Here is a 20476-nt window from a genome sequence, read left to right as displayed (position 1 = left end):
GTCTACATTCATAAACGCTTCTTTACTTGTCATCAATCGTCCATACTTTGCAGCTTGGGCACTGGATGATTTCAAAACGATCTTTTTTCAGTTCATCCATCCACTCTTCCCAGGAGTTATGCTCAGGTGACATTTCCAGCGTTTTAACTGTTTGCAATTCGTCTCCATCGCTATTCGTACAGGTGCATTCCACAATCGCAAGCTGTGACTCTTGATAGTCATCTTCTTTCGTATTTTCAACTGACCAGTTGATTAATCGCTCATTCATTGGATTGCGTTCCTTGTAATGTGTGCGGGTTAACATGGTATCACTCCTTTTCCTAACTTGGGCGATATGACTTACGCGATCATGCCTTCTATATTGGATGTTACCCTGTTTCTTAAAAAACATTCATCATAGTATAGTAGGTTCCTAACTCAGAATGATATATACTGTCATCATAGACGAAGATAGGATTGGCTGGAGGTGAATGGATGACAACGATAAAAGCTACTTTACTATCCATGGTTATTTTACATAATAGAGAAACAGATGAAATTCTCTTACTTAATCGACCTCCTGAAGCAGGGTTTCCTGGCTATATCGGTCCAGGCGGGAAGATTGAACTCTCAGAAAGCTTTGCCGAAGGTGCTGCAAGAGAATTTTATGAAGAAACGGGGTTTATTGTTCATCCTTGCGATCTTACATATAAGGGAGTCGATGAATTTATTATTCCAGATGAAGAGTTTCGGTACATCGTGTTTAATTATGTAGCTACTTCCTACTCTGGTAGTAAGCACCCCGATCCACCAGAAGGTGAATTAATGTGGGTGAAGAGAAATTTAGTTCATACGCTTCCTATGCAAGATTGGTTTAAAGAGAGACTGCCAAAGTTCTTTGAGGAGGGAACGTTTGAAGTTTCTGTAGAATACGAGAGAGGAAGCGAGATTCCAGTTAAGGAGACGAGAAGAACGCTCGGATGAGGAGGAGTTGAATGATACAAAGAAGAGATGAGTCACGAGGTTTCATTCGAAAGAAAGTTGTGGAATATAACAAACAGAAGCTTTCATCTGCAGTTAAAACTCCGCTTGAAGAAATCGCATTCGTCATAGAAGAAGAGGATGAAGTGGTTGGCGGGATTTCCGCAACATTGTTCTGGCAGCACCTTCATATCGATTTTCTTTGGGTGACAGATGAGAAGAGAGGGGACGGTGTTGGAAGGAAGCTTCTCCAACAAGTTGAAAGACTTGCAGATGAAAAGGAATGTCGACTTATATTGCTTGATACATTCAGTTTTCAAGCACCTGGATTTTATCTAAAGGAAGGGTATGAAATTTGTGGTAAAGTAGAAAATCATCCTCAAGGTCATACCCAATATTTCTTGCAAAAAAACTTAGCTAGTGCACTAAGTGCCTCATCATTAGTCGTAAGAGAATGGGATTAGGTGTATAGGTAAACTTTGCTTGAACGATTGCTTAGTATACTTACCGCGGGCAATTTTTGTTAGAATTAGCCAATGCGTCGCCTCTTCATAATAAGTAGAAAGATGTAACAGATAAGAAAGAACCCTGCTCCGAGACTAACTGGTAACGTATAAATTCTTGCAGCAGAATGAATCTGGGACCAGTTGTCACCGAGCTGTATTCCAATATATAGGAATAGAATGGACCACGGAATCATAGCCAGGATCGTATAGAAGGTAAATCGCATGATCGACATTTTAGCAATACCTGCTGGAATAGAGATCGCGTGACGAACGACAGGAATAAAGCGAGCTGTAAAGATCACGCTCACTCCATTCCGATCGAACCAGGTTTCAGCAATGGCAAGATGCTTTTGAGAAATAAACAGGAATTTTCCATAGCGCTCTAAGAACGAACGTCCACCAAAACGGCCGAGCCAGTATAAAAAGAGCTGAGCGACTGTGCCACCGATCGTTCCAGCAATAACAGCACCAGTAAAACGAATCGTTCCTTCAGATACCATATATCCTCCATAAGCGAGTACGAGTTCACTCGGAATGATTTCAATCATTAGAGCAAGGGCGATGCCAGGGTAACCGAGCTGTAGCAGCCACTCTAAACATTGATGAATAAGGGTTTCTATAGTTAACAACTCCTTTTATGGACAAACGAATGACTTGTTTTCAAGTGTATTGTCCACATAGGATTGTTAGACCTTCGAAAATAGCTATCCTCGTAAAATAGAAGGTGCTTTCGAACAATTATAGAACCCGGAATGTAAGCAATCCGGGTAATGTTCGTTCTCAGAAGAGGATGACAATAGAGTAGAGAGGTGAAAAGTCAGGATGTTAACATCCATGAAGAAATTTCTTGCGACACTAGATCAGCCTATGCAAGCTAAAACGGGTAAAGAAAAAGTACTAACGGTTCTTTCCATTATTGGATTCATTTTATTATTATATCTTGTGGCGTTTTCCCCATTTATGTTCAGGTTGTTCTTAACGTGTCTTAGCGTCGGCGTTTCGCTATATGTTATTAAAAAAATTCATGATTTTGATGCAAAGTTAAAGGGTGAGCGGATAGAGGATACGGCTACTTCAACTACTACAGCAGATGATCAGCTTTCATTTTCACTTGAAAACACGGTTATCGAGGCAGAATCGATGGAGGAAGCTGAGAAAGAGCGTGAACTTGAGCAGATCAATAGTGATAAAACGATGCTTTTTGAAGAGCTTCTTTCTAAAGCGGATCTCGATGAAATAGAGAAAGAAAGCTATCGTAACAGAATGCAGCATAAGGAATCTGAAAGCAATCGGATCAAGCAGGAAGTGCTTCTGTTTAAAGATAAAATTCAAAAAGCAGTCATTGATAAGAAGGGACTTTTCATTAAAGAAACCCCTGATATGAAGCTGGTTGCTGAGTTAATTGGGATTGATTCTGTTGAATCTAGTTCATTTGTTGAGTTAAATGAAGAGCTTCGACTCATTTATAACGACATTCCAGAATCAAAGCGGAACACTTTAATCGAGTATGAGCTAGTGAACGATGAGTTTGAATTAACGAGACTCGGATATAAAGAACTTATGAAAGAAGTAAGAAAGCTAGAAAAGAAAACAAGGCCGGTTGTTGAGCAGTAAAACAAGGGAAAACGCGTATAATTCTTTATACGCGTTTTTCTTATGGTAAGCTGTGAAGAACAGTTATAGGAAATGAGGACAAACAAATGAAAATTAGACAAATTAGCCCAGATGATGCCGAAGCATTTGTGAAGCTAATAAAAGGTGTGGAGAGCGATTCCCCATTTATGCTCTTTGAAGACGGCGAGAGAAAGACGACAATAGCTGAGCAGCGTGAACGGATTGAAAAAATGGAGAGTGATCGTCATTCTCGTATATTCGTAGCTGAGAATTCTGGTGAATTGATCGGCTATCTAATTGCGGTGGGCGGACAGGCGAAGCGCAATCAACATAGCGTCTATCTAGTGATAGGAATTAAAGAAGAGTATCGGGGACAGGGAGTGGGATCCGAGTTATTTGTTGAATTAGAGAAGTGGGCAGTGACTCAAAGCCTACACCGCCTCGAATTAAATGTGGTCACACGAAATGAAGGTGGATTAGCTCTTTACAGGAAAGCAGGTTTTGAAGTGGAGGGCTTGAAACGTCACTCACTGTTAATAGATGGTGAATTTGTTGATGAATACTATATGTCGAAGCTGCTATAGAATTGCAACTAGATCTCATAATTAGATCGTTCTTCAACCATACTAGAAATGGAAGGAGACGATGAAATGTTTGATCATACACAACATATTCCGCTAGAGGGTATACCAGGAGAAATGAACGTGAGTGAAGTCCCCCAACAGAATGAAGAGATCGCTGAGATGAGCTTCCCTTTTGATTACAGTTTAATGATTCCGCTCGACCACTCGTTAAGGGATGAATAAAAAAGCGCAATGTGCGCTTTTTTATTTTGGGGAAATGCTATTTCAGAGGCACGAACGAATACTGTATTTCTTAGAAAGTCTTTGCAGCTTGTTTCGCTTCTTCCATCGCCTTTTTCTTGATTTCTTCAGCTTTCTCAGGCATTTGTGCCATTCCTTCAGCAATGACTGATTCAACAGAAGGGATGCCTAGGAATCCAAGTACAGCATGTAAGTACCGATCTCCGAATTCCATTTCTTTTGCTGGCCCTTCTGAATAGATGCCACCTCTCGCCTGGATGTGAAGGGCTTTCTTATCAGTTAGGAGACCAACTGGGCCTTCTTCTGTATATTTAAAAGTCTTACCAGCAATAGCCACTGTATCAATGTAAGCTTTTAATTTAGGGGGAAAGCTGAAATTCCAGAATGGCGTAACAAAGACATATTTATCTGCTGATATGAATTGATCTGTAAGGTCGTTGATTTTACTTACTTTAAGCTGTTCGTCTCCTGATAAATGATCAAATGCATTTCCCTGTTGCAGCTTGCCCCATCCGTTAAAAACGTCAGTATCAATATAAGGAAGATCAATATTATAAAGATCTAGCTTTACGACGTCATCATTCTGATGTTTTTCCTGGTAGGTTTCAAGGAAAACTTCCCCTATACTTAAACTGAAAGATTCTTTTACCGGTTTTGGATTCACGGTAATATAAAGCAATCTAGCCATCACGATCATCTCCTTTGTTATCGCCACTTAGTATGGCTAGCGTAGGAGAAAGTATTCAACTGGATTAGCGTTAAGAAATTGTAGGCAACTAGCCTTTATTGGAGGTAACATTATGAACCGTTGTGCATGGGTGAATGAAGAAGAAATTTATAAGGAGTATCATGATCATGAGTGGGGAGTTCCTGTTTATGACGATCAAAAACTTTTTGAAATGCTTATTTTAGAAGGAGCGCAGGCGGGTTTAAGTTGGATTACGATTTTGAAAAGAAGAGAGAATTATCGAGCTGCTTTTGATCAATTTATTGTTGAGAAAGTAGCGGCTTATGATGAGGATAAAATACAAGAGCTACTTAAGAATGAAGGCATTATAAGGAATAAATTAAAGGTGCGCGGAACAGTAAAGAATGCGAAAGCCTTTATGGAGATTCAAGAAGAGTTCGGAAGCTTTTCATCATACATATGGGGTTTTACGCAAGACACTCCGATCATTAACGACTGGAAATCGATAGAGGAAGTACCAGCAGAAACAGAACTTAGCAAGAAGATTAGTAAAGATATGAAAAAGCGTGGTTTTACGTTTGTAGGTCCTGTTATTATATATAGCTTCTTGCAAGCTGTTGGTTTAGTCAATGATCATACAACTGATTGCTTCAGACATCCTGATTTTAGTGAAAAGGCTCAACAGTGATGCTGATTAAAAAAATAGTTTGCAACGTGCGAGAAGGTCAGGAAGCAACTTTTTCTAGAGGGCAAGAACGCTGGATTGAATTGCGAAATGACGAAGGGTTTATAGCTCAGTACGGTGGCTGGTCAGAAGGAAACGTGGCGATTATTATTGGTTTTTGGAAAAGCACCCAATCCTACAACCGTTTTATGAATGATGATCATGATGCCATCTATCTAAAAACCAATCAACAGGGAAGTATTGAATCGATTGATGTTCAACTTGAGGAAACCGATGTGAGGGATATTGAACAATACTCAAAAAGCTGGATGTTAGAGCAGCATAGTAAGGTAAATGAGCGATGGACCATTACGACTGAGAACCTGGAGGAGCTTAGATGAAGTGGTTGTTTATCGGGGATAGTATTACGGATTCAGGCAGAAACCAGGACCCTGAAGGACTTGGTTATGGATATGTAAGAATGATTAAGGAAGAGATAATAAAGGAATTCCATGTGGAGATCATCAATAAAGGCGTGAGTGGTGATCGAATCACTGATCTTGAAAGTAGATGGAAACGGGATGTTTTAGCGTTGGAACCTGATCTGATTTCCATTTCCATTGGCATTAACGATGTGTGGAGACAATTGGATCATTCTGAGATGGAGCAGGTGTTGCCAAGTGAGTTTGAGGAGGTATATGAACGACTTTTAAATAAAGTAAATGATGGTATTGTGCAAATTGTCCTAATGGAACCAACGATTATTGAAGAGAATATCTATTCAAAAGGAAATCAGTTGCTTATGCCTTATGTTGAAATCGTTCGGAAGTTGGGAGTTAAGTTTGGCGCAATTGTTGTTCCTACTCATGGAACTTTCCTACAAGCGCTAAGGGAAAAGAAAGATACTCTCACAACGGATGGCGTTCATATGACTTCAGTAGGCAATCGTCTTATGGCTGATACATGGCTGAAATCATATAAAGACAATTTATTGCGCTAAATTGTAGCAAGATCTTATAAGATAAATCACCTCTTTCTTTTTATGATAGAGAGAGAGGTGATTTTATGTATATCAAATTAATGTTCAATCAAAACATAAGGTACTACTTGCTCGGAGGAGGGATTTCAAAGCTAGGCGATGTTCTTTCAGGTATGGCGTTTCTTTTTCTTGCTTATGAGATAACCGGATCTAAGGTATTGACGACTGGAATGGCGATTGCGGAAACGCTCCCTTATTTACTCTTTGGGTTGATAGGAGGGGTGATGTCTGATTGGGTACAGAAGAAGAGAATGCTCATTATTTTAGATTTTGTCAGGATTCCATTAATTGGATCTATTGTTTTGTTCTATTACGCAGATTTGTTAGGATATGCTTATTTACTGTTTGTTAGTTTTCTCATTCAATCGATTGGTTGCTTCTTTAACCCAGCTCATCGTGCTTTACTGCCTCTTATGACAGCAGAGAAAGAACGAACATCGGTTAATGGATTGAATGATACACTTCAAAGAGGCGTTACGGTCATAAGTCCTTTTCTTTCAATATGGATTCTTACAACGCATGGTGCTGTCCATTTTTTTACTATTGACGCCATAACTTATGGATTGAGTGCATTCTTTCTTATAAAATTACAAGTCAAAGAAACCACTTATAATGGGGAAAAATCCTTGAGCGGAGTCTGGCGCTCAATCGGATCGTTTACTAAATGGGCTGGTGAGAATATCACCTTGAAGCATTTGTTTCTAAGTACTTTTTTAATTGTCTTTCTTAATACCTGGGTTTGGGAAGTGGGGCTCTTACTCGCGCTTTCAGACATGACTTCGAGGAGTGAAGAGATTTATAGTTTGATACTAGGTTTGTTTGGTGCAGTTGTGATTGGAACGAATTTAGTTATTCCTTATATTGTAAAGGAAATGGATTTAAAAACATATATGATTGGTGCTTTCATTTGGGGAGCGGGCGTATTTTATTATGGCGTATTATACGAGTTAGAACATTTTTTTGTAGGTGCTATTCTAGTAGGAATCGGGATTCCGATAGCTGGACTTGCAAGAGTTTATCTCCTGCAAACCATCGTACCGAAAGAACAGCTTGGAAGAGGCTTTAGCACGAACGCTGTTCTACTCTATCTTGCTAATACCCTTTCATTGGCTCTATTTGGTGTATTCGCTGTACTTCTGCCAATTCAAGTTATAATGGTTGTTAGTGGAATGTTAATGATGCTCATTAGTATCGTCTATCTTGTAGGAACTACTGCGAAATTGAGAAGGAGATTTTCCATACAACTTTTTAAATAGATGATTGTAAGAAGAAAGATTCTTGAATCCTGATGAAAAAGCAATTGATAGAATTGATTCACTAGAGTGAAGAAGCTTTTCCTGACTTTTCATAATGCGATAAAGTTGCAGGAATGAATAAGGCGAAATACCAAACGCTTCTTTAAAGGAGTGAGCGAATTGATATTTCGAGAGACCTGTCAGGTTTGCGAGCTGCTCAAGCGACCAGTCTTCTTGAAATCCTTCTTTCATAGCTGTGATAGCAGTAGTAAGCGGGAACTTCGCTGAAGGGATGGAGAGCTCCTGTTGATGCAATCCTGGAGCAAGCTTAAGCATGAGGATAACAAGTTGTACCGCACTGTGCTCAAGGAAGTAAGTGCTTTCTTCGGATTGCAAACCGTTCCCCATACAATCTCGTACAAAAGAAGCCCACTGCTGAAACTGTGGATGACAATAAGGAATAGACGCAAATTCAGGACAGCGTACACTGAGGTTGAGATCTTTTGCTACTTCTTGAAAAATCGTTTCATCTAGTTCGATTAGAAATTTTTCATCCGTAACGTTAAGTTGGCGATGGGTATCGCCGGGGTTAAGAATATAGAACTGTCCTTTATCAATTGAAATATCACCACGTGGTGTTTCGTAAAGCCCTGACCCCTGGTGAGAGAATATAAACTTATAACAATTATCACTTCTCCAGCTTCGTTCTTGTAATTTGTCTTTCCTCATAAGAAGAAGGCCATTGTTAAATGGTTTAATCATTGTGATAGCTCCTTATTTCACCTAATCAAAAACAGGTGGAAGGGTAACGTTGTTATGGAGATTATAAAGCATCCCAACCTGTGATTCAGTAATTCTGCCAGTCGACAAAGGGGGAAGCTCGTCTTGAGCGAAAAAACCACTGTCACTTGTTTCGATACTTTCGGCCGCATCTCCACCGACTAGCTCACACTCAATCATCACCTTATAAATATGATAAGGCGATGGTGGGTGAGGGTGTTTTTTGTGATCGAGCACGGCAAGAAGTCGCCGTGCTTCTACAATGTAGCCTGATTCTTCTTGAACTTCTTTTACCGCTACTTCTCCTGGCGTAAAGCCTACATCACCCCAGCCGCCGGGAAGGGACCACTTGCCATCAGCTTTTTCTTTAACGAAAAGCAATTTACCTTCATGAAAAACAGCTGCACGAACGTCTACTTTAGGCGTTTGATAGCCAGTTTCATTCGTGAAAAGTTCGCTAATTGTTTTCATATCATAGTCCGTGTAGGTTTCCAAGATTTCAGCACTTAGCTGTCTCAGTTCAATATATCTTTCATAATCATAGTTATCCTGCGTATAAGTTAGCCCTGCTTGAGCAATGGATTGAATTTGTTTCGCCCAGGTAAGCCATTTTTCTTCCATATCAAAGCATCCTTCCAAACTAATTCTCTGATAAATAGTATTCTAGAAAAAAGTATAAACGCCTGCTTTTAAAAAAATTATTCAAAACGGGGCTCTGAATAACGTCCAAACCAATCATAACGGTTTTTTGAAAACCAGATATAGAATGGTGAACCAAGCTTATCAATAAAAGGTAAGTATAGTAGTAAAGAGAGAGGTACCGTTACAGGAAGTGCCATTAACAGTCGTCTTACCGTATAAAAGCCTGCATGAAGGTTCCCAGATGTCGTGAGCATATGAATTTCATCATACATTCGTTTGTGGCGAAACTGCATATAAGGATAGTCTTCTGGGTGTTTCTCAATTTCTTGGACCGGTATCCATTCGATCTTATTAAACCAATCCAGTTTGCGAAGTGATTTCTTTACATAAAAACAAAAAGGACATTCAGCATCATAGAAAACGAGATGTTTCATCGCGATAGCCTCCAATATAAATAATTCATTCTCCTACTCTTTTCACTTATTATCCTAATTTTAAACTGGATGACAATAGTTGACAGAAAATTATAGTATTATTATAGTTAAATTAGAGTTAAGAAAACGCTTACAGGAGTGAGGTTGAGTGAAACGACTTGAAGGTAGAGTGGCATACATAACTGGTGGAAGCAGAGGGATCGGTGCGAGCATTGCAGAAAAGTTTACAGATGAAGGGGCTAAGGTATACCTTGCCGATGTGAACGAAGAAGCCCTTTCCACAACTAGAAAGAAATTAGAAGGGAAAGGCTTCTCAGTTATGACAGGAGTTGTGGATGTTACACAGCGAGAGCAGGTAGAGTCAAGTATGAAAGAAGCGGCTGAAGCATACGGCTCAATTGATATTCTTGTAAACAACGCTGGAGTTATTCGAGATAATCTATTATTTAAAATGAGTGATGAGGACTGGATGACGGTCATGCAGGTACATCTTACTGGGAGTTTTTATGCTTCAAGAGCGGCACAAAAGTATATGGTTGACCAAGGATATGGTCGCATCATAAGTCTCTCCTCTACTTCTGCACTAGGTAATCGTGGACAAACGAACTATGCAGCTGCCAAAGCGGGCATTCAGGGGTTAACCAAAACGCTCTCACTCGAGCTTGGTAAATATGGCATTACGGCCAATGCTATCGCGCCAGGATTTATTGAAAGTGATATGACAAAAGCAACGGCCGAACGTCTCGGTGTTGAATTTGACCAGTTTATTGAATATAACAAAAAGCAGATTCCAGTAGCTAGAACAGGGAAACCGGAAGACATTGCGAATGCTGCACTCTTTTTTGCAGATGAAAACTCATCCTTTGTTAGTGGACAAGTTCTTTATGTTGCAGGTGGACCACGAACGTAATATCGATAAAAGCAGTCCAATTGGGCTGCTTTATTCTTTTCTCTGACGTTTCACTGATCCTATAGAGGGGTACTTTCCCATTATGGATAAGGAAACGAAGGAGGAGTCATGATGTTTGATAAAAATGCTGGCGAGATTTTACTGAATACACTCTCTGAATGGGGAGTAGATCATGTGTATGGTTTACCAGGAGATTCGATTAACCACTTTGTGGAAAATTTAAGAAATGCTCAAGACCGTATGAAGTTCATTCAGGTTAGACATGAAGAAGTTGGTGCCCTTGCAGCAGCATCGTATGCGAAAATAACAGGCAAAATAGGTGTCTGCCTTTCGATTGCGGGACCAGGAGCAGTTCATTTGATGAATGGTCTTTATGATGCAAAGGCTGACGGTGCACCGGTTCTCGTTATTGCTGGACAAGTCGCAAGCGACCAACTTGGAACGGATCAATTTCAGGAAATTAACCTTGAACGAATGTTTGATGATGTATCTGTATTTAATCGCAGGGTGGAAACTGCGGCATCGTTACCGGACTTAACTCATCAAGCTATACGAACAGCTGTTGAGAAAAAGGGCGTAGCGATCCTTACAATTCCAGATGACCTTGCAGCTGAGAAGGTAAAACAAAAGGTGGAGAACACCTCTCTCATTCGCTCGAAAGCAGTCGTTCATCCACATGACTCCAATTTAAACGAAGCAGTCGCTATGTTAAATGAAGCGAAGCGACCGGTCATTTTAGCAGGAAAAGGCTCTAAACATGCGAGAGAAGAACTGTTAAGCTTTGCAGAAAAAGCAGGGGCACCGGTTATTTTAAGTTTACCAGGTAAGGGAGCTATTCCTGACGTTCATCCTTATAACCTTGGTCAACTCGGTCAGATTGGAACGAAGCCTGCTTACGAAGCAATGGAAGAAACTGATTTACTCATCATGGTCGGTACGTCATTCCCGTATCGCGATTATTTACCAGATAAAGCAAAGGCGATCCAGGTTGATATTGACCCAACTCAAATCGGGAAACGTTACCCTGTAACGGTAGGATTAATAGGAGATGCCAAGTGGGCGTTATCTTACTTAACCGAGCATACTACCTACCAGGAAGACCGTGAATTTATTGAGAAATGTCAGGACAATATGAAAAACTGGTGGGCTCATCTTGAAAAGATTGAATCGGAACAGTCTACACCGATTAAACCACAGCAAATCATGCCACAACTTCAAAAAGTTTTGGATGATGATGCCGTCTTGTCAATCGATGTAGGGAATGTGACAGTTTGGTCAGCAAGGCATTTACGCATTACGAATCAAAAATTCATCATTTCCTCATGGATGGCGACAATGGGTTGCGGTCTTCCAGGAGCGATTGCAGGTAAGATAGCTCATCCAGATCGTCAGGCCGTAGCGATTTGCGGTGACGGTGGTTTTACGATGGTTATGCAAGATTTCTTAACAGCTGTGAAATATAAGCTACCTATGATGGTTGTCGTCTTTAACAACGAACGTCTTGGCATGATTAAATATGAACAGCAGGAAATAGGGAACATTGATTATGAAACGGAATTAAAAGACTTTAACTTTGCCGCATTTGCTGAAACAGCTGGTGGTGAAGGTTACCGCGTCGAAAAGTATGAAGAATTGCTTCCAGCTTTTGAACGAGCTGCGAAATCACCGAAGCCTGTCATTGTCGACATTGTGATTGAAGAGCAACCGCCTCTTCCAGGTAAAATCACGTATGAACAAGCAGCAAGCTATTCGAAATACATGCTCAAAAAAGCATTTGAAGAACAGGAAATTGATATGCCACCATTGAAAAAGGCATTGAAGCGAATTTTTTAATAAAGTTACTGGGGAGCCCGCTTATTGGCGGGCTTTTCGTTATAGCTATGGAGATAAAAGGAGAGAGAATCATGCATCTTGTGTTTTGTTATGGAACATTACGATTAGGAGAAAGCAATCATGGTGTCATAAAAGGAGCTGCTCTAAAAGAAAGCTTCTGTTGGACAAAGGGACAGCTGTATGACACACAGGATGGTTACCCTGCTTTAGTTCAAAGTGAGGAGCATAACGTATATGGAGAAGTCTATGAAGTCGATAATCAGTTACTAGAAAGAATTAATATTCTCGAAGGTTATCAGGAAGGGCGCGATCATAACTTGTATGATTGTGTCATACAGGAAATCGAAAGTGAGCAAGGGAGTTTCGAAGCCATTACTTATATCATGAAAAATCCAGAAAAGCGTTTTATCGAAATACCAGGTGGAGACTGGATAGCGTATCGCAAAGATAAAAGGTAACCAATCGAGACTAGCACAATGAAAGAAAGCACACCTCCAAAAATGGAGCGTGTGCTCTTTGAACAATTAGTCCGTTAGAATCATATAATCTTCAGGAATGTGAAGGGTTGTTTCATAATAAGCCTCATCTGAGTAGTGATCTGAAATGTTTTTTTCAATCATTCTGTAAGTTAAATAGGGCTGTTGAATTGGTTCTTTTACAATCGTCGCTTCAACGATTTTTTCTTTTTTTTTCACCAGTATCCGTAGTGGTGGCTAGCTCGATCCAAATTGGAGATATGTCTTCATCTACATAATTTGATTTTATGCCGTTATCAGGGTCTTTCAGTAATTGGGAAAAATCCTCTACTTGTTCGTTGTGCTCATGTAAAGACTGAAGATAAGGGGCGAGTGTATTTTCTTTCCAAGATTTCTCGTTCATTGAAAAATCATAGCTGTTTAACGTGTACGATAAATACCCTATGATGAGTAAAATGATGAACAGGAAGGCTCCTCTAAATAGAAATTTTGATGGAGATAAGAATTTCCGGTTATGGATCAGATGCATAATGAAAATGAGTCCAACGATGATCCATAATACCTCGGATATGATGGTGAGTGGAGCATCTGAAAGCTTTTCCACTTCATTATAGCTTTCAATGACTTTATTGATTGTTGGCATGCTTACTTTCCTCCTGAATGTCAGAGCAACATTAATTGTTCCTTTTATTCAACTCTACTATCGTTTTAAGACGACTTGATCATTGTAACAGTAAATTAACTGTTTTATCCATGTGGAGTGAATGTTTAGTAAAATAGATAGGTGATTGCTTTAGGTTTTTATCAAACTTATATAATTGGATCAAATTATGAGAAACTAGGTGACGATACATGCTTCAATATACGATTTGTTTTATTAAAAGAAATCAAGATCTTCTCCTATTAAATCGACGCAAAGCCCCAACAATGGGTCTCTGGAACGGCGTTGGTGGGAAGCTAGAACAGAATGAAACGCCGTCTGAGTGTATAATAAGAGAAACTTTTGAAGAGACAGGGATTGAATTAGAGAGCGTTACCTATGCAGGGAATGCTCTTTTTTATAGTGAGCAGGGCAACTCAGGTATGTACATTTTTATCGCGGATTTACCAGAAGGAATGGTTCTTACTACTCCTATAAATATGGTAGAAGGAATACTAGACTGGAAACGAATAGATTGGATTCTAGATGAAGATAACCAGGGTGTAGTAAGCAATCTGCAGAAGTTTTTGCCCGAAGTACTTGGAGGAAACTATTTACAGGAGCACAGGTTTATCTATCACCATCATCAAATGCAATCTTATTCGGTCTCTCCAATAGTAGAGAGTGAAGTTAAAACAGTTCACAAATGAATCAGTGTCATTGGAAAACAAAAAAAGAGAGGCAAACTTAAATAGAAGTTTGCCTCTCTTTTTATTATGTGAATCAATGCGAAGTTTGTGGTTGTCTCTTCTCAACCTTTTTCGCTTCTCGGTTGTTACGAATAAACATATAGAACGAAGCCGAGAAAATAACGATATACCCAATAATACTCCAGGCATCAGGTATTTGACCGAATAGCACAATGCTGATTAAAGCAGAGTAAACGACGGTCGAGTAGAAGAAAATTGAGATTTCTCGAGCGGGTGCAAATTTATAGGCTACGGTGAGCCCAAATTGTCCAAGCGTTGCGAATACGCCCGCTAATAATAGATAGATCAGCTGTTTTGTTTCCATTGTTTCATAGAAGATAATCACGAATGGCAATAATACTACGGTTGAGAAGAATGAGAAATAGAAAACAACCGTATAGAACTTTTCACGCTGTCCAAGAACCCTGAGTACTGTATAGGCACCTGCAGCAAAAATAGCAGAAAGCAGTCCGGAAATATACGGAACTGTCTCGACTGAGAACTGTGGCTTTATAATTAATAGCGTTCCGATGAAAGCGATGATGATCGCAATGATCTGGAACCGTTTCGCTTTTTCTTTTAAGAAAAGAGCGGAAAAAATAATTAATAAGAAAGGACTAAGCTTATTGAGCATGTCGGCATCAGAGAGGACAAGGTTGTCAATCGCGTAGAAATAGAAAATGATTCCTAGTGTTCCAAGCGCTGATCGCAGGAGCAAGAATTTCTGGTTCTCCTTTTTACCGAATAGTCTTTCTTTGTAGTACATCACAAAGCCAAATGAAATGATGGCAGAGACGGCATTTCGAAACATCGTTTTTTGAATTGTAGGCACGTCACCTGATAGCTTTACAAAAGCAGCCATCATCGCAAATCCAAATGATGATATTAGCAATAGGATAATTCCTTTATTTCGATCACTCATCAAATTCCTCCAGTTTGTCAATCACTTCTATCACTTTACTGCAAAGGGATCCTCTTTTTCAACTACAGAGCTTAAAGTAGGAAATGTCACAAAATTGATTCATTCTTTCTTGAAGGGATTGTGGCATAGTAGAAGGGTGATCGAACCTTTCTTAAACCAGGTGATAAAAATGCTCGGTTAATAAGAGGGTATATATGGGTAATGTAGGTACTAGACATAAAGCAAAAGGAGAAACGTGATCATGTTTGTGTGGCGCAATATTTATCGAGGATTATTAATGGGCGTAAGTGATTTAATCCCTGGCGTAAGCGGTGGTACGATTGCCATGGTGCTTGGCATTTATAGAAGACTGATTAGCGGTATTAATGGATTGATGAGTAAGAATTGGAAAAAAGAACTTGGGTTTTTTATTCCCCTTTTAATAGGCGTAGGACTTGCTTTACTGCTCGTTAGTCAGCTTATGGAGAAACTGCTCGAGCATTATCCACAGCCTACGTTCTTTTTCTTTATTGGCTTAATTATTGGGGTTGTTCCTTTTTTATTAAAAAAAGTAGACTATAAGAAAACGTTCGAGCCTTTCCATTATGGATTGTTAATTGTAGCGGCGATTTTAATTGCTTCCACTTTGTTTCTAAAAGGGGATGGATCAGGAGAGGTGATGAAATCGTTAAGTATGGTTGATTACATCATTCTGTTTTTCTCTGGCTGGTTAGCTAGTACAGCGATGATTCTTCCTGGAGTAAGTGGCTCTTTTGTCTTATTACTGCTTGGGTCATATCAGACTGTTATCCACGGTCTTTCATCGTTTCAAATTCCCCTCTTACTAACGGTAGGAGCAGGCATTATTATTGGATTAAGCTTAACAGGTAAGGTCATTGCTCACTTACTTTCAAAATATACGGTTTCGACTTATGCCGTTATGATTGGTTTAGTGATCGGCTCAGTCGTTGTGTTGTATCCAGGCTTCGAGTCAGATGTTGGACTTGCGGTAGTTAGCCTCTTAACATTATTGGGTGGACTTGGCGCAGCTATGGTACTTGGAAAAATTGAACATAAGGAAGAATAACAAAAAACCGCAGGAAAGCCTGCGGTTTTTGTGTGTCTTATTGCTCTTCTTGCTTTGGTTTTGTATGAGGAAACACAAGATGTTTCATCATAAAGAAGCTTGAAGCAGAAGAGAGGAACATGGCGAGTCCCTTTGAAATATTACGCTCGATGTAGCGTGGCAGCGTGATCCATTCGAATATCAAGAGAGCGCCATAAAAGACAAGGTTGCTAATACCAAGTGCGATGATGGCCTGAACTAGAAATAACAGCACCTGTTTTTTGTCATGGATCGCTTTTGAAGGGAACGTGAGCTTGGCATTCCAGAAATAGCTGTTAATGATCGCCAGAACGTATGAAATTGTGTTGTACATAATAAGCTGGATTCGATCATCTGTTGGAAATAACAGCATGAGCAGGTTTAAAGCACCTATATCAACTAGTGCATTCATCACACCAATTACACTGAAACTCATCACCTGTTTAGAACCCTTGCCAATTCTCTGCTGCTTCATATACTCATCCTTCTATCTATTGAATCGCCTGCTGCTGTTCTTCTTGCTTTTGCTCAATGGCGGACTCATAGAAATCAAGTAGCTGTTGAGCTGGACCTCGCCAACCGTAATCTCTAGAATGCTCGTAAGCTTCTTTTGACATTTTTTCTAATAGCCCTTTTTCCTGAAGGCGATTAATGACTTCAGTGAGGTTACCGTTCGTTCCTGAACGATAGAGTAGACCTGCTGAACCATCCTCAACCTGTTCGTTCGTTGGACCAGATTCTGCGGCAATAACAGGAAGGCCACTTGCCATCGCTTCAAGTATGACAAGCCCGAGCGTTTCAGTCGTTGATGGAAACATAAACGCATCTGCAGAAGCATAAGCCCTTGCTAGCTCTTCTCCGTGTAGAAAACCAGTAAATGATACGTTATCAAGATGACCAAAGTTCTTTTCAAGTTCACCTCGATAAGGGCCATCCCCAACAATCGCCAGGTGAGCATCTGGCTTGTCTTCAAGCATCGGAACGAGCGAATCGATTTCTTTCTCGAATGCAAGTCTTCCGACAAAGAGGAGAAGGGTTTTATCTGGATTGTCGTTTGATAACCGTCGTCTCATGTCGCTGTCACGAAGTTCAGGATTAAACCGTTCAGTATCAACACCGCGTTTCCACAAATGCATGTTATAGAAGTTTTGTTCATTTAACTCTTCTAATATGGCTTGTGACGTACAGAGGTTAATATCCGCTTTGTTGTGCATTCTTCTGAAGTGCCACCAGAGAAGAGGTTCCGACCATGACATATTGTAGTGATCAGCGTATTTAGGAACGTGAGTATGATAAGAAGCAATAAGCGGAACGCCGAGTTTCTTACCATACTTGATACCAGAATAGCCCATAAAAGCCGGGTTAACGACATGAACAAGATCAGGATCAAACTCCTCTAAATAGGTTTTAATCACACGAGTTGGCATGCCGAATTTCCGATGTTTATATAGAAAGAATGTACGAGGCTGAACTCCATCAAAACGAATATTCCGATAGCTGCGCACTCCTAAATCTGGAGCAATGACCTGAATATCATGCCCTTGATCAATTAAATAATCGATCGATGCACGAAGTCTTGTCACCACGCCATCTGTTGAAGGAAGGAATGTCTCTGTTACGATGGATATTTTCATAAGAACACCTCAGTTAGTATTATGCATCGCTTTACTTCCGGGTCACGTTAGGAAGAACGTTTTCTTTCAGAACACGGTCTTTGTATTTGAGAGCTGTATCAAGCGTTCTCGAAATGTGTTCATCTGTTAAAAGAGAAGGCTCAAGACCAAGATCAATTAAGCTCGTGTTTACAGCGTGATAGTAGTGCTCTTCTTTCTCAACACGAGGATTCTCAAGGTGATCGATGTTAACTTTGAGTCCTTTAGCTTCAGCTACACGCTGAACTTTCTCAGCCAGTTCAAGTACAGAAAACTCTTCAGTAAACTGATTGAACACACGGAATTCTCCTTTGTCGGCCGGGTTTTCTGCTGCAATTTCTACACAGCGAATCGTGTCCTTAATGTTTAAGAAAGCGCGCGTTTGTTTACCAGATCCGTACACTGTTAAGTTATGGCCAATGGCTGCTTGAATGATGAAACGGTTAAGGGCTGTACCAAATACACCATCGTAATCAAGGCGATTGATTAAACCTTCATCAAGTTCATCTTCATCTGTATGAAGTCCATAAACAATTCCCTGATTTAAGTCTGTTGCACGAATGCCCCAAATTTTGCAGGCAAACTGAATGTTATGGCTATCATGTACTTTTGATAAATGATAGAACGATCCCGGCTGTTTCGGGAACGGAAGAACGTCTTCACGTCCTTTATGTTCTATTTTTATGTATCCTTCTTCGATATCTATGTTAGGCTGTCCATACTCACCCATTGTGCCCAATTTAATTAAGTGACAATCAGGTGTAACTTCTTTAATCGCATAGAGCACGTTCAAGTTACCAACAACGTTATTCGTTTGTGTAAATACCGCGTGCTCACGATCGATCATAGAATATGGTGCTGAGCGCTGTTCAGCAAAGTGAACAAATGCTTCGGGCTGTACTTGCTTGAAGATTTCTTTTAAGAAGTCATAGTGCATCAAATCACAATCATACGTTGTGATATGCTTACCTGATTTTTCTTCCCATAATTTCACACGTTCTTCAAGGGGTAAGATGGGGGTGAGTGAGTTCGATCGAAGCTCATCATCCCATTTACGGCGTACCATGTTATCAATGATCGTAACCTCATGGCCCTGTTTTGATAAGTAAAGTGCGGTTGGCCACCCACAGAAACCATCTCCGCCTGCTACAATAATTCTCATAGATTTTACCTCCATCACAATGGTCGATTTAGTTGTAGATATCCTTGCTTTATCAAATATTTACGATAGCATTCCTCAAGATGGCATTCAACTCGCAACAATCAATTTACGAAATCTTTAAACCAATCCGAAAATGTATCATTATTTCTTTCCCTAAAAAGAGTATCACTACACCTTTTAGTTTGCATGAAACGCTTCATAAAAACAATTAATTAATTTAGAAAATTCAAAACGGTCATTTTAGGAATATGGTAAAATAATAAAAAATGCTTTCAAACGAATTATCTCATCATAACGCCTACTGTTTTTTTCATTCATATTAGCAACTGTTATCTGGACATTTAAAGACATTGAAGAATAGGAGTGATTTTCCCTATGTAAACTGACTACCCTTTAGTTCATTTGTAAGACCAAAATAAAAAGGGGTAGTTATGATGAGACTACGTTCATTTCGTTTCTTGTGGATTGGCCAGGGGTTTGCCAACACGGGAGATGTTCTATATATTGTGGCGCTAATAGCTGTTCTTTATCAATCAACAGGTTCAGCACTTTATCTTTCCCTGCTACCATTTACTATTACGATCGCTCGATTTGTAAGTGGAATGTGTGCACCGCTAGTCTTGAACCGCTTTTCGTTAAAAGGATTACTAGTCGGATCACAAAGTATAAAGACAGTGTTGTTGGGGATGCTTGGCTTGTCTTTATGGCTTTTTGATCCTTCAATACTGATTATTTTAGTTCTTGTTTTTATCATCGCTTTTCTTGATGGGTGGGCCGCACCTGCTCGAAATGCCATGCTCCCTCAACTCGTTACGGAGGATGAGCTTGCGAAAGCGAATAGTTTTGTAGCGGTTGTTGATCAGTCCATTCAATTTGGCGGTTGGGCACTCGGTGGTATTCTTGTAGCAGCAACGTCAGGCTCCTTCGTTATATGGGTTACCTTTGTGATGTACGTGATTTCCACACTGATGATGGGGTTAATTGTTGTGAGGGATCACAGAGAAAGGAAGACGAAAATTCATATGATGAGCGGATGGAGGTTGATTTGGAAGCATCCTGTTCTGCGTATATTTCACATTATGATTTTTATTGAAGCGATAGCAAATGTCGTTTGGATTGCTGCTATCCTTTATATTTTTGTCGAAGAAGTTCTTATGAAATCAGAAGCGTGGTGGGGATATCTTAATGCGTGCTTTTTCATCGGCTTGATAGCAGGTGGAATGGCCGTATCCAAATACACGAATTGGTTTGAACGTTATATGAAAGAAACGCTTCTCGCCACGTGCTTCGCGATTAGTATTTTAACGTTTGTCTTTGGTTTAATAAGTGTTCCAGTGATTGCACTTATGTTAACTATGCTCTCAGGGATGGTGGAACAAATAAAATCAATTGCGATGGTGACATTCATCCAAAAGAAATGTCCGAAAGATTCACTTCCTGAAGTTTTTAGCGCTCAAAGCGCTCTGATATCCATTACGTTTGGTCTTGGCTCTTTGCTATACGGTTTTCTTGCCGAGACAATTAGTGTTCCATTTGTTTTTGCTTTATCAGGAGTTTTACTAGTAGCATCGGCTTTTTACTTATTGAAGAGCATGCACTACTTAACAGAATAATAAAGTAGAGCCCCTTTGCTAGCAAAGGGGCAGTTTAAGTTGGTTATTT

27 protein-coding genes are annotated in these 20476 nt (G+C 39.9%); 15 read left to right on the top strand and 12 right to left on the bottom strand.

The annotated features are described in order from the left end of the window. Positions 1 to 22: 22 nt before the first annotated feature. Entirely contained in the window at positions 23 to 304 is a 282-nt protein-coding gene (locus tag ACIFPW_RS09810) for a hypothetical protein (RefSeq protein ID WP_194220351.1), read from the bottom strand. A 170-nt stretch (positions 305 to 474) separates the two neighbouring features. Here ACIFPW_RS09810 and ACIFPW_RS09805 point away from each other — a divergent pair, with 170 nt between their 5' ends. Both ACIFPW_RS09805 and ACIFPW_RS09800 read left to right on the top strand, forming a co-directional pair. After that, positions 475 to 963, top strand: a complete 489-nt coding sequence (locus tag ACIFPW_RS09805) for an NUDIX domain-containing protein (protein WP_430243846.1) — start codon at positions 475 to 477, stop codon at positions 961 to 963. Between the two features lie 11 nt (positions 964 to 974). After that, positions 975 to 1424, top strand: a complete 450-nt coding sequence (locus tag ACIFPW_RS09800) for a GNAT family N-acetyltransferase (protein ID WP_430243844.1) — start codon at positions 975 to 977, stop codon at positions 1422 to 1424. Positions 1425 to 1489: 65 nt separating this feature from the next. Here the strand turns inward: ACIFPW_RS09800 and ACIFPW_RS09795 are convergent, their stop codons facing one another. Then, positions 1490 to 2086: a DedA family protein gene (locus ACIFPW_RS09795; RefSeq protein WP_430243898.1), complete on the bottom strand. Its 597-nt coding sequence runs from the start codon at positions 2084 to 2086 to the stop codon at positions 1490 to 1492. A 214-nt stretch (positions 2087 to 2300) separates the two neighbouring features. On the opposite strand from ACIFPW_RS09795, the gene ACIFPW_RS09790 reads away from it, so the two are divergent. The 3 genes from ACIFPW_RS09790 to ACIFPW_RS09780 all read left to right on the top strand — a co-directional run bounded on the left by ACIFPW_RS09790 (position 2301) and on the right by ACIFPW_RS09780 (position 3886). Further along, entirely contained in the window at positions 2301 to 3080 is a 780-nt protein-coding gene (locus ACIFPW_RS09790; RefSeq protein WP_430243842.1) for a hypothetical protein, read from the top strand. A gap of 86 nt (positions 3081 to 3166) precedes the next feature. Next, entirely contained in the window at positions 3167 to 3664 is a 498-nt protein-coding gene (locus ACIFPW_RS09785) for an N-acetyltransferase family protein (protein WP_430243841.1), read from the top strand. A gap of 66 nt (positions 3665 to 3730) precedes the next feature. Next, a complete protein-coding gene (locus tag ACIFPW_RS09780) occupies positions 3731 to 3886 on the top strand; it encodes a hypothetical protein (protein ID WP_430243839.1) in 156 nt (51 codons plus the stop codon). A gap of 70 nt (positions 3887 to 3956) precedes the next feature. On the opposite strand, the gene ACIFPW_RS09775 is transcribed toward ACIFPW_RS09780, so the two are convergent. Then, positions 3957 to 4592 (bottom strand): FMN-dependent NADH-azoreductase, encoded by a 636-nt coding sequence (locus tag ACIFPW_RS09775; RefSeq protein WP_283152915.1) that lies wholly within the window; start codon positions 4590 to 4592, stop codon positions 3957 to 3959. 112 nt (positions 4593 to 4704) lie between these two features. Between ACIFPW_RS09775 and ACIFPW_RS09770 the strand changes: the two genes are divergently transcribed. The 4 genes from ACIFPW_RS09770 (at position 4705) to ACIFPW_RS09755 (ending at position 7551) form a co-directional block, all read left to right on the top strand. Continuing rightward, complete coding sequence (locus ACIFPW_RS09770) at positions 4705 to 5280, top strand: DNA-3-methyladenine glycosylase I (protein ID WP_430243837.1); 576 nt, start codon at positions 4705 to 4707, stop codon at positions 5278 to 5280. Then, positions 5280 to 5657: a DUF4937 domain-containing protein gene (locus ACIFPW_RS09765; protein WP_430243836.1), complete on the top strand. Its 378-nt coding sequence runs from the start codon at positions 5280 to 5282 to the stop codon at positions 5655 to 5657. Before ACIFPW_RS09770 ends, ACIFPW_RS09765 begins: the two co-directional genes overlap by 1 nt. Continuing rightward, a complete protein-coding gene (locus tag ACIFPW_RS09760) occupies positions 5654 to 6256 on the top strand; it encodes an SGNH/GDSL hydrolase family protein (RefSeq protein ID WP_430243834.1) in 603 nt (200 codons plus the stop codon). Before ACIFPW_RS09765 ends, ACIFPW_RS09760 begins: the two co-directional genes overlap by 4 nt. Positions 6257 to 6321: 65 nt before the next feature. Further along, positions 6322 to 7551, top strand: a complete 1230-nt coding sequence (locus tag ACIFPW_RS09755) for an MFS transporter (RefSeq protein WP_430243832.1) — start codon at positions 6322 to 6324, stop codon at positions 7549 to 7551. On the opposite strand, the gene ACIFPW_RS09750 is transcribed toward ACIFPW_RS09755, so the two are convergent. The 3 genes from ACIFPW_RS09750 to ACIFPW_RS09740 form a co-directional block, all read right to left on the bottom strand. Further along, positions 7468 to 8292, bottom strand: coding sequence for an AraC family transcriptional regulator (locus ACIFPW_RS09750; RefSeq protein WP_430243830.1), 825 nt, complete (start codon positions 8290 to 8292; stop codon positions 7468 to 7470). The two genes, ACIFPW_RS09755 and ACIFPW_RS09750, sit on opposite strands and share 84 nt — an antisense overlap. A 21-nt stretch (positions 8293 to 8313) precedes the next feature. Continuing rightward, complete coding sequence (locus ACIFPW_RS09745; protein ID WP_430243828.1) at positions 8314 to 8931, bottom strand: NUDIX hydrolase; 618 nt, start codon at positions 8929 to 8931, stop codon at positions 8314 to 8316. A gap of 77 nt (positions 8932 to 9008) precedes the next feature. Further along, entirely contained in the window at positions 9009 to 9386 is a 378-nt protein-coding gene (locus tag ACIFPW_RS09740; protein WP_430243826.1) for a thiol-disulfide oxidoreductase DCC family protein, read from the bottom strand. Positions 9387 to 9534: 148 nt separating this feature from the next. On the opposite strand from ACIFPW_RS09740, the gene fabG reads away from it, so the two are divergent. The 3 genes from fabG to ACIFPW_RS09725 all read left to right on the top strand — a co-directional run bounded on the left by fabG (position 9535) and on the right by ACIFPW_RS09725 (position 12587). Next, positions 9535 to 10296 (top strand): 3-oxoacyl-ACP reductase FabG, encoded by a 762-nt coding sequence (gene fabG / locus ACIFPW_RS09735; RefSeq protein ID WP_430243824.1) that lies wholly within the window; start codon positions 9535 to 9537, stop codon positions 10294 to 10296. 111 nt (positions 10297 to 10407) lie between these two features. Further along, positions 10408 to 12129: a pyruvate oxidase gene (locus ACIFPW_RS09730; protein ID WP_430243822.1), complete on the top strand. Its 1722-nt coding sequence runs from the start codon at positions 10408 to 10410 to the stop codon at positions 12127 to 12129. Between the two features lie 71 nt (positions 12130 to 12200). Next, a complete protein-coding gene (locus tag ACIFPW_RS09725; RefSeq protein ID WP_226616336.1) occupies positions 12201 to 12587 on the top strand; it encodes a gamma-glutamylcyclotransferase family protein in 387 nt (128 codons plus the stop codon). Between the two features lie 66 nt (positions 12588 to 12653). Here the strand turns inward: ACIFPW_RS09725 and ACIFPW_RS09720 are convergent, their stop codons facing one another. Together ACIFPW_RS09720 and ACIFPW_RS09715 are read right to left on the bottom strand one after the other, a co-directional pair. After that, positions 12654 to 12824 (bottom strand): hypothetical protein, encoded by a 171-nt coding sequence (locus ACIFPW_RS09720; RefSeq protein WP_430243820.1) that lies wholly within the window; start codon positions 12822 to 12824, stop codon positions 12654 to 12656. Next, positions 12799 to 13248 carry a hypothetical protein gene (locus tag ACIFPW_RS09715; protein ID WP_430243818.1) on the bottom strand — a complete coding sequence of 150 codons (450 nt, stop codon included), beginning with the start codon at positions 13246 to 13248 and terminating at the stop codon, positions 12799 to 12801. Before ACIFPW_RS09715 ends, ACIFPW_RS09720 begins: the two co-directional genes overlap by 26 nt. A 209-nt stretch (positions 13249 to 13457) precedes the next feature. Here ACIFPW_RS09715 and ACIFPW_RS09710 point away from each other — a divergent pair, with 209 nt between their 5' ends. Continuing rightward, complete coding sequence (locus ACIFPW_RS09710) at positions 13458 to 13955, top strand: NUDIX hydrolase (RefSeq protein WP_430243816.1); 498 nt, start codon at positions 13458 to 13460, stop codon at positions 13953 to 13955. A gap of 73 nt (positions 13956 to 14028) precedes the next feature. Here the strand turns inward: ACIFPW_RS09710 and ACIFPW_RS09705 are convergent, their stop codons facing one another. Next, positions 14029 to 14916 carry a DMT family transporter gene (locus ACIFPW_RS09705; protein ID WP_430243814.1) on the bottom strand — a complete coding sequence of 296 codons (888 nt, stop codon included), beginning with the start codon at positions 14914 to 14916 and terminating at the stop codon, positions 14029 to 14031. Between the two features lie 241 nt (positions 14917 to 15157). Here ACIFPW_RS09705 and ACIFPW_RS09700 point away from each other — a divergent pair, with 241 nt between their 5' ends. Next, positions 15158 to 15982 carry a DUF368 domain-containing protein gene (locus tag ACIFPW_RS09700; protein WP_430243813.1) on the top strand — a complete coding sequence of 275 codons (825 nt, stop codon included), beginning with the start codon at positions 15158 to 15160 and terminating at the stop codon, positions 15980 to 15982. Between the two features lie 37 nt (positions 15983 to 16019). Here ACIFPW_RS09700 and ACIFPW_RS09695 read toward each other — a convergent pair whose 3' ends face one another. Genes ACIFPW_RS09695 through ACIFPW_RS09685 form a run of 3 tightly spaced genes read right to left on the bottom strand, consistent with a single transcriptional unit; the run spans position 16020 to position 18814 of the window. Continuing rightward, positions 16020 to 16475 carry a GtrA family protein gene (locus ACIFPW_RS09695; protein ID WP_194220370.1) on the bottom strand — a complete coding sequence of 152 codons (456 nt, stop codon included), beginning with the start codon at positions 16473 to 16475 and terminating at the stop codon, positions 16020 to 16022. Positions 16476 to 16491: 16 nt separating this feature from the next. After that, a complete protein-coding gene (locus tag ACIFPW_RS09690) occupies positions 16492 to 17634 on the bottom strand; it encodes a glycosyltransferase family 4 protein (protein WP_430243811.1) in 1143 nt (380 codons plus the stop codon). A gap of 31 nt (positions 17635 to 17665) precedes the next feature. After that, positions 17666 to 18814, bottom strand: coding sequence for an NAD-dependent epimerase/dehydratase family protein (locus ACIFPW_RS09685; protein WP_430243809.1), 1149 nt, complete (start codon positions 18812 to 18814; stop codon positions 17666 to 17668). Between the two features lie 434 nt (positions 18815 to 19248). Between ACIFPW_RS09685 and ACIFPW_RS09680 the strand changes: the two genes are divergently transcribed. Beyond that, on the top strand, positions 19249 to 20427 hold the full coding sequence (locus ACIFPW_RS09680) for an MFS transporter (RefSeq protein WP_430243807.1): 1179 nt from the start codon (positions 19249 to 19251) through the stop codon (positions 20425 to 20427). The last annotated feature ends 49 nt before the right edge of the window (positions 20428 to 20476 follow it).

Origin of the sequence: Pseudalkalibacillus sp. NRS-1564 (assembly GCF_050467905.1) — a bacterium.
Lineage (GTDB): Bacteria > Bacillota > Bacilli > Bacillales > Guptibacillaceae > Guptibacillus > Guptibacillus hwajinpoensis_B.
Note: the sequence above shows the minus strand (reverse complement) of the source record. Positions and strands in the feature narration are given on the sequence as shown.